The organism is Pantoea osteomyelitidis, from assembly GCF_044342975.1.
In the GTDB taxonomy this organism is placed as follows: Bacteria; Pseudomonadota; Gammaproteobacteria; order Enterobacterales; family Enterobacteriaceae; genus Pantoea; species Pantoea osteomyelitidis.
In genome coordinates this window covers 1-6,621 of the sequence record NZ_JBGFSN010000007.1, presented here as the reverse complement: position 1 = coordinate 6,621, position 6,621 = coordinate 1, and the positions used below count along the sequence as shown (strand labels likewise).

Here is a 6,621-nt window from a genome sequence, read left to right as displayed (position 1 = left end):
GGCCGTATCAGGGGGGCGGCGGGGGTTGCTGTTACGGCGTGCCCCCGAAATGGCGGCCGGGTATGACGGTAAAAGTTGACTGGGAAACTGGGGTGGGAGATATGGATGGATTTCCTGGATTCGCAGATAGGAAAAAATACAATGTTTGGCGGAATAAAATGAAAGCAAATAATCGTAAACACAGCAGGGTTGTGCCGGTACCGGACTATACGGGACAAAAGACCTGCGGGATCACGGTGCACTTTATGCCGTGCGATGAGGTTAAAGTCACCACCAGCTGCGCAAACTACGGCCATCCGGGCTACCCGATAAAGGCGCCGCTCAAGATGACGGAGCCGAAGGCCTGTCCGAAGTAAATGCCGCTCCGGCGTTTATCCCCCTTCTGTTACACCCCGAAGCCTGATGCTCAGCCATGCCTGTCCCGGCGATTATGGCTGAGCAGGATGCACGTGAGCCGTTCATTTAAATAAAGGAATATTCCATGAAAACAACACATTGTGCCGTAACGCTCGGTGCGTTGCTGCTGGTCACCGGCTTCAATGCAGCCCTGGCGGGCACCCTTGAAGCCATCAACCATACCAGATGGGCAATCAACCATTTCAGCGTTGACGGCCAGTCGGGCATTGACATTATCGGGCCGTATCAGGGCGGCGGCGGGGGTTGCTGTTACGGCGCGCCCCCGAAATGGTGGCCGGGTATGACGGTAAAAGTCGACTGGGAAACTGGTGTTGGAAATACTGATGGGTTTCCAGGTTTTGACAAGTGGGATGAGTATTTAGTGTGGAAAAAAAAAATGAAGGCCCAGAATAAACAACACAGCAGGGTTGTGCTGGTGCCGGACTATACGGGACAAAAGACCTGCGGGATCACGGTGCACTTTATGCCGTGCGATGAGGTTAAGGTGACCACCAGCTGCGCAAACTACGGCCATCCGGGCTACCCGATAAAGGCGCCGCTCAAGATGACGGAGCCGAAGGCCTGTCCGAAGTAAATGCCGCTCCGGCGTTTATCCCCCCTCTGTTACACCCCGAAGCCTGATGCTCAGCCATGCCTGTCCCGGCGATTATGGCTGAGCAGGATGCACGTGAGCCGTTCATTTAAATAAAGGAATATTCCATGAAAACAACAGATTGTGCCGTAACGCTCGGTGCGTTGCTGCTGGTCACCGGCAGCCAGGCAGCCCTGGCGGGCACCCTTGAAGCCGTTAACCATACCAGATGGGCAATCAACCATTTCAGCGTTGACGGTCAGTCGGGCATTGATGCTGTCGGGCCCTATCAGGGCGGGGGCGGGGGCTGCTGTTACGGCGCCCCCCCGAAATGGCGGCCGGGTATGACAGTGAAAATTGACTGGGAAAGCGGCGAAGCATCAATGAAAGGTTTTCCTGGATTTGCAGATACGGCAAAGTATCTGGCCTGGGAAAAAAAAATGAGCGCCAATAATCGTGAGCACAGCAAGACAGTGCCGATACCGGACTATACGGGACAAAAGACCTGCGGGATCACGGTGCACTTTATGCCGTGCGATGAGGTTAAGGTGACTACCAGCTGCGCAAACTACGGCCATCCGGGCTACCCGATAAAGGCGCCGCTCAAGATGACGGAGCCGAAAGTATGTCCGAAATAATCACCGACCTGACATGGTACCCGCCGGCGTTTCCGGCGCAGGGACGCTTACCCACTGAGGCGGCACTGGTTGGGGAGAACTGCGCGCAACAGGACAACCAGGAGCTGGCCTACCGGCAGGCGCTGTGCCTGGCTGCCGGGCGACGCGTGGAGCCGCCCTGCTGCAAAACATTGCATATCAGTCTGTTTTTTGACGGTACCGGAAACAATCTCAATCACGACTTTTACCACGCCAACCCGAAGCACCCCACCAATATTGCCCGCCTGTTCCGCGCCACTATCGGTCAGGGTTATGCCGGGGGACTGGCGGAAAAAGCGCCGGAGCTGCTTGATGCCAGCGGCAGCGGTGGCGATAAGTACTACAAGTATTATATTCCCGGCGTCGGCACACCTTTCCCCGAGATCCTGGATCTGGATTTCACCATGACGGGGTTGGCGGCGGCCACGTACGGGGAAGACCGGATCAACTGGGGACTGCTGCGCCTGATCGACGCCCTGAAGCGGACCATGGGCAAGGGGACACTGTCGGACGGCGAGTGCTGGCGCGCGGTGGAAAAGATGGCCACCTCGCTGGCATCGTTTGGCCTGACCGGCAGCGCGAACCGGTATGAGACGTTTCAGAGCCTGTTAAAAGGTATGTCACCGGACCTGCAAAAGGCGCTGATGCCGGCCGAGCCCGGAAAGCCGAAGCTGCTGGGTATCAAGCTGTACGTGTATGGCTTTTCACGCGGCGCGGCGGCGGCCCGCACCTTTGTTAACTGGCTCAGCGAGCTGTTGCCAGAGCCTGAAGAGGGCCAGGAGAAACCCGAACAGTGCCTGGCGCTGGGCGGGCTGAAAATTCCGTTAAGCGTGGAGTTTCTTGGATTATTAGATACGGTTGCCTCGGTCGGCGTGGCGCATATTGCCCCGGTGGCGGATGGGCATATGGGCTGGGCGGACGGCACCCAGGAGCTGCCAGCTGAAAAGATCTACGGTGGGCTGATAAAGCGCTGCATACACCTCGTATCGTCCCATGAACAGCGGCTCTGCTTCCCGCTGGATTCGATCCGCCGTGCGGATGGCCGCTATCCGGCTAACAGCGTGGAGGTGGTTTACCCGGGGGTGCACTCGGATTTAGGGGGAGGTTACCCGCCGGGGGACCAGGGAAAGGCTAATGCTGGTAATGATGGTTTTTTGCTGTCACAAATAGCGTTGCACGAAATGTATGCCTCTGCTTTCAATTCTGGTGCACCTTTAAAAGTTCCTGAAGATGCTTTGCCAAGTGAATTAAAAAGTAATAACTGGAGAAGAATGCCTTTGGTTGTTGGTAAAGCATTCTTTATCGATGAGGCACTTTCTGAACGCTTCAACGCCTGGCGGGAACTCACCCTGGGTCTGACCACGCCCCCGGAGCCCATCCCGCCTGAACAGGCCGCACAGTACGATCCCCCGCGCGCCTCCGTCAGTCTGGAAAAAGCCCTCGAAAATCAGCTGGGCTGGATCACGGCGTGGCGTATTCATCGCTATGCCGGAGGCAGCTACAAAACGCAGCGCTTTTACCTCGACTCTGCTGCGAACGGGCTGGATAAACACAGCGATCCGCTGGTCAGAAAGCAGGCGGAGGCAGAGAGGCAGGCCGCACAGGATGCCGTTGAGAAAGCGCGCCGGAAGCTCATTGTCGAGCAGAGTAAAGACAGCGATTTCCTGCTGCTTCCTCAGGGGCCGAAAGATTTTGACGCCGCCCTCGGGCAGACGCAGCTGCGGCAGGCGGCAGAAGAGTTCAGAGAGGATTATCACGGACTCTCCCGCACGGGTACCGGTAACTGGCTGTTTGAGGTGGCTGACTCAGCGAGTAACGCCATCTTCCTGCTCAATAATGACGATGAGTACGGCGAGTGGCGGAAAATGAAAGCCGCCGGTGAACAGCGGATAAAAATCCTTTTCCCCGAAGCGGGTGAAGCAGGCAACGCCAGTGAACCTGGCGGGTTGGTTCGGGCGCTGTTTGACGATCAGGTTCATGATTCCCGCGCGTGGTTTATGCACAACGCTCTTGGCGCCAGGGAGCCGTGGGGCAGCTATTTCCTCTACCGGATGATCTATTTTGGCAGCCGAAGCAGTAAGCCGGTAACGCCGCTGATAGTTGCCGGTGCGGTAGTGGGGGCAGCGACCCTCGCCGGAGGCGTGGCCATTATCATCAAACAGAAAAATGTGAAGCAGAAACTTGCGGGCCTTGCCGGTACCGTAGGAGCTGTTTATCTGGAAACCCAAGCTATCGATCTGCTTTCCGGCAAACCGCTGTCGATGCTGCCGGATGCCGCACTGTTACAGGCATCGACGAGGGAACCTGGTGTGGTCGTCGCCCGGCAAACGCAGGCAGTCAGTGAACAACGGCTGGCGCTGGCGAAATCGGTGATTGAGTCCGGCTGGGCAGAAAAGTTTGCGTCGACGAGGACGGCATAAGCCAGGGAAGGAATGACGGATGAAACAGGTAATACGTGAGGGCGATACCTTGCGGGAGCATGGCGGTAAGGTATTGGGCGGGCACTATCTTTGCTTCGGCAAAGGCATAGCCTGCAAGGGGGATGTGGTGAAGTGCAATAAACACGGCATGACGGTCATCAGCGAAGGCAGTTCGCTGATGGAAGCGGACGGGCAGCCGGTGGCTCTGCACGGGCACCGATGTGCCTGTGGGTGCACGCTGGTCAGTTCTTTCCCTGACTGTGGCGTTGCACAATGAGGCCGTGCCGGAATATCCACCTTATCGGGCAGCGCGTCCCCCGATGGCAAACGCTGGCTGTCAGTATGCGCACTGCTGGCGTTGCTCTGCGGAGGAGGGATGGCGCTGCTTCGCCCCGCCAGTGGGGCGGCATGGGGAACGGTGTGGGTCGTAATACTGATGAGGGGAGTCTGGCTCGTTCGTCAGCTTCATCACCGGCTAGCTGGCTCACGCAGTGTATGGATATTCTGCAGGAAGGGCGGAGCGGGATTTTACGATACGCGGATTTTTCCCCTGTTTTTTACACATGTTCTTAGTGAGGAACAGCAAAAGCCTTTGTTGCATCCTGTAGTGTTCTGGGCCTGGCAGGATATGGATAGCAACTCAAGAGGTATAAAAGGTAGCGGTACGCCCCAGGCTCGCGATGAAAAAAAAACCAAAATCGACCTCAGCGATCGCCAGTTGGAGTATCTGATGTGTGTCTGTGATGTCATGGTCCTCCTGTCGCACAGTGCACCGCCAGCGGGCAGGTATGCATCTCGACAGGCGCTTTTTTCTGATTGTTATCAGGACATGGTGGAGGCAACCAACCGGGGCATTATTCTGGATGAAGCACGCGAGTGCCTGGAGCATGGAAACATGGCTTGCTACATAAATAAATACCTGATGGAAAAAGGAAATCGTTTTACCAGAGGTCACGTCATCCTCCCTTTGTTAAGGTTCTTTTCATACAAGGAAGTTCAGATGAAACATTCACTGTTAAACCCGCTGCTGGCGGGATTGTTGCTGTTAACCGGCTGCTCGCAGCCTGCCGCTCAGGCCGGAGGCGGCGGCACCATTGACGCCATCAACCACACTAAATGGGCGATTAATCATTTCAGCGTGGATAACCAGTCGGGTATCGACATTATTGGTCCGTTCCAGGGCGGCGGTGGGGGCTGCTGCTACAGCGTGCCCGCCCGCTGGATGCCGGGTATGACGGTGCGAATTGACTGGGAAACCGGGGTAGGGGATATGGATGGATTTCCCGGTTTTGGCGATGATGAAAAGTATCTCGCCTGGGCTAAGAAAATGAAAGCCCGGAATCGTCAGCACAGCAAAACCGTCCCGGTACCCGACTATAACGGCCAGGATGTCTGCGGCATCACCGTGCACTTTTTGCCCTGTGATGATGTGAAGGTCACGACCAGCTGCTACACCTACGGCAGCCCGTCCTACCCGATAAAAGAGCCCGTCAGGATGAAGGAGCCAGAAGTATGTCCGAAATAGCGGAAACCGGTTCAGCCCTGAAGCAATTTTCCCCTCTTCGTTAATCCCCTCTTTATACAAGGAAGTTCAGATGAAACATTCACTGTTAAACCCGCTGCTGGCGGGATTGTTGCTGTTAACCGGCTGTTCGCAGCCCGCTGCTCAGGGCGGTGGTGGTGGCACCATTAAAGCCATCAACCATACCAAATGGGCGATTAACCATTTCAGTGTCGATAACCAGTCGGGTATCGACATTATTGGTCCGTTCCAGGGCGGCGGTGGGGGCTGCTGCTACAGCGTGCCCGCCCGCTGGACGCCGGGTATGACGGTGCGAATTGACTGGGAAACCGGGGTAGGTGGTTCTAAAGGTTTTCCTGGTTTTGCTGATAGAGCTAAATACAAAGCCTGGAAGAAAGAAGTTGATGCCCAAAAACGGCAGCACAGCAAAACCGTCCCGGTCCCCGACTATAACGGCCAGGATGTCTGCGGCATTACGGTGCACTTTTTGCCCTGTGATGAGGTTAAGGTGACAACCAGTTGCTGGTCACCGAGAAATGCCAGCTACCCGATTAAAGAGCCTGTCAGAATGAAGGAGCCAGAAGTATGTCCGAAATAGCGGAAACCGGTTCAGCCCTGAAGCAATTTCCCCCTCTTTGTTAATCCCTTCTTCATACAAGGAAGTTCAGATGAAACATTCATTGTTAAGCCCGCTGCTGGCGGGATTGTTGCTGTTAACCGGCTGTTCGCAGCCTGCCGCTCAGGCAGGGGGCGGCGGCACCATTGACGCCATCAACCATACCAAATGGGCGATTAACCATTTCAGTGTGGATAACCAGTCGGGTATCGACATTATTGGCCCGTTCCAGGGCGGCGGTGGGGGCTGCTGCTACAGCGTGCCCGCCCGGTGGATGCCGGGTATGACGGTGCGTATTGACTGGGAAAGTGGGGAAGCATCGACTGAAGGCTTTCCTGGATTTGCTGATTCAAAAAAATATAGGGAGTGGAGGGACAAAATGAAAGAGAACGATAGGCAGCACAGCAAAACCGTCCCGG

At 56.0% G+C, this 6,621-nt stretch carries 8 protein-coding genes and 1 pseudogene; all 9 read left to right on the top strand.

Going from position 1 to position 6,621, the window contains the following annotated elements:
• A partial coding sequence (locus tag ABU178_RS16770; RefSeq protein ID WP_397216970.1) for a DUF3304 domain-containing protein occupies window positions 1-356 on the top strand: 356 nt, incomplete at its 5' end.
• Between the two features lie 125 nt (window positions 357-481).
• A complete protein-coding gene (locus ABU178_RS16765) occupies window positions 482-991 on the top strand; it encodes a DUF3304 domain-containing protein (RefSeq protein WP_397216968.1) in 510 nt (169 codons plus the stop codon).
• A gap of 125 nt (window positions 992-1,116) precedes the next feature.
• On the top strand, window positions 1,117-1,626 hold the full coding sequence (locus ABU178_RS16760; protein ID WP_397216966.1) for a DUF3304 domain-containing protein: 510 nt from the start codon (window positions 1,117-1,119) through the stop codon (window positions 1,624-1,626).
• The gene (locus ABU178_RS16755) at window positions 1,614-4,064 is read left to right on the top strand and encodes a T6SS phospholipase effector Tle1-like catalytic domain-containing protein (RefSeq protein WP_397216964.1); all 2,451 of its coding nucleotides are present in this window, start codon (window positions 1,614-1,616) and stop codon (window positions 4,062-4,064) included. Before ABU178_RS16760 ends, ABU178_RS16755 begins: the two co-directional genes overlap by 13 nt.
• Window positions 4,065-4,083: 19 nt before the next feature.
• Window positions 4,084-4,341 (top strand): PAAR domain-containing protein, encoded by a 258-nt coding sequence (locus ABU178_RS16750; RefSeq protein WP_397216962.1) that lies wholly within the window; start codon window positions 4,084-4,086, stop codon window positions 4,339-4,341.
• 188 nt (window positions 4,342-4,529) lie between these two features.
• Window positions 4,530-4,975: pseudogene (locus ABU178_RS16745) on the top strand (DUF4123 domain-containing protein); the annotation flags it as partial.
• Between the two features lie 89 nt (window positions 4,976-5,064).
• The gene (tli1, locus tag ABU178_RS16740; RefSeq protein ID WP_397216960.1) at window positions 5,065-5,589 is read left to right on the top strand and encodes a T6SS immunity phospholipase A1-binding lipoprotein Tli1-KP; all 525 of its coding nucleotides are present in this window, start codon (window positions 5,065-5,067) and stop codon (window positions 5,587-5,589) included.
• A gap of 70 nt (window positions 5,590-5,659) precedes the next feature.
• Window positions 5,660-6,184 (top strand): T6SS immunity phospholipase A1-binding lipoprotein Tli1-KP, encoded by a 525-nt coding sequence (gene tli1, locus ABU178_RS16735; RefSeq protein WP_397216958.1) that lies wholly within the window; start codon window positions 5,660-5,662, stop codon window positions 6,182-6,184.
• 70 nt (window positions 6,185-6,254) lie between these two features.
• Window positions 6,255-6,621, top strand: a 367-nt coding sequence (locus tag ABU178_RS16730; protein ID WP_397216956.1) for a DUF3304 domain-containing protein, incomplete at its 3' end; no start/stop codon positions are given.

Bases quoted from the DNA above. Each gene is read 5' to 3' on its own strand.
- ABU178_RS16765 (WP_397216968.1), top strand. From the start codon at position 482: ATGAAAACAACACATTGTGCCGTAACGCTCGGTGCGTTGCTGCTGGTC.
- ABU178_RS16760 (WP_397216966.1), top strand. From the start codon at position 1,117: ATGAAAACAACAGATTGTGCCGTAACGCTCGGTGCGTTGCTGCTGGTC.
- ABU178_RS16755 (WP_397216964.1), top strand. From the start codon at position 1,614: ATGTCCGAAATAATCACCGACCTGACATGGTACCCGCCGGCGTTTCCG.
- ABU178_RS16750 (WP_397216962.1), top strand. From the start codon at position 4,084: ATGAAACAGGTAATACGTGAGGGCGATACCTTGCGGGAGCATGGCGGT.
- tli1 (WP_397216960.1), top strand. From the start codon at position 5,065: ATGAAACATTCACTGTTAAACCCGCTGCTGGCGGGATTGTTGCTGTTA.
- tli1 (WP_397216958.1), top strand. From the start codon at position 5,660: ATGAAACATTCACTGTTAAACCCGCTGCTGGCGGGATTGTTGCTGTTA.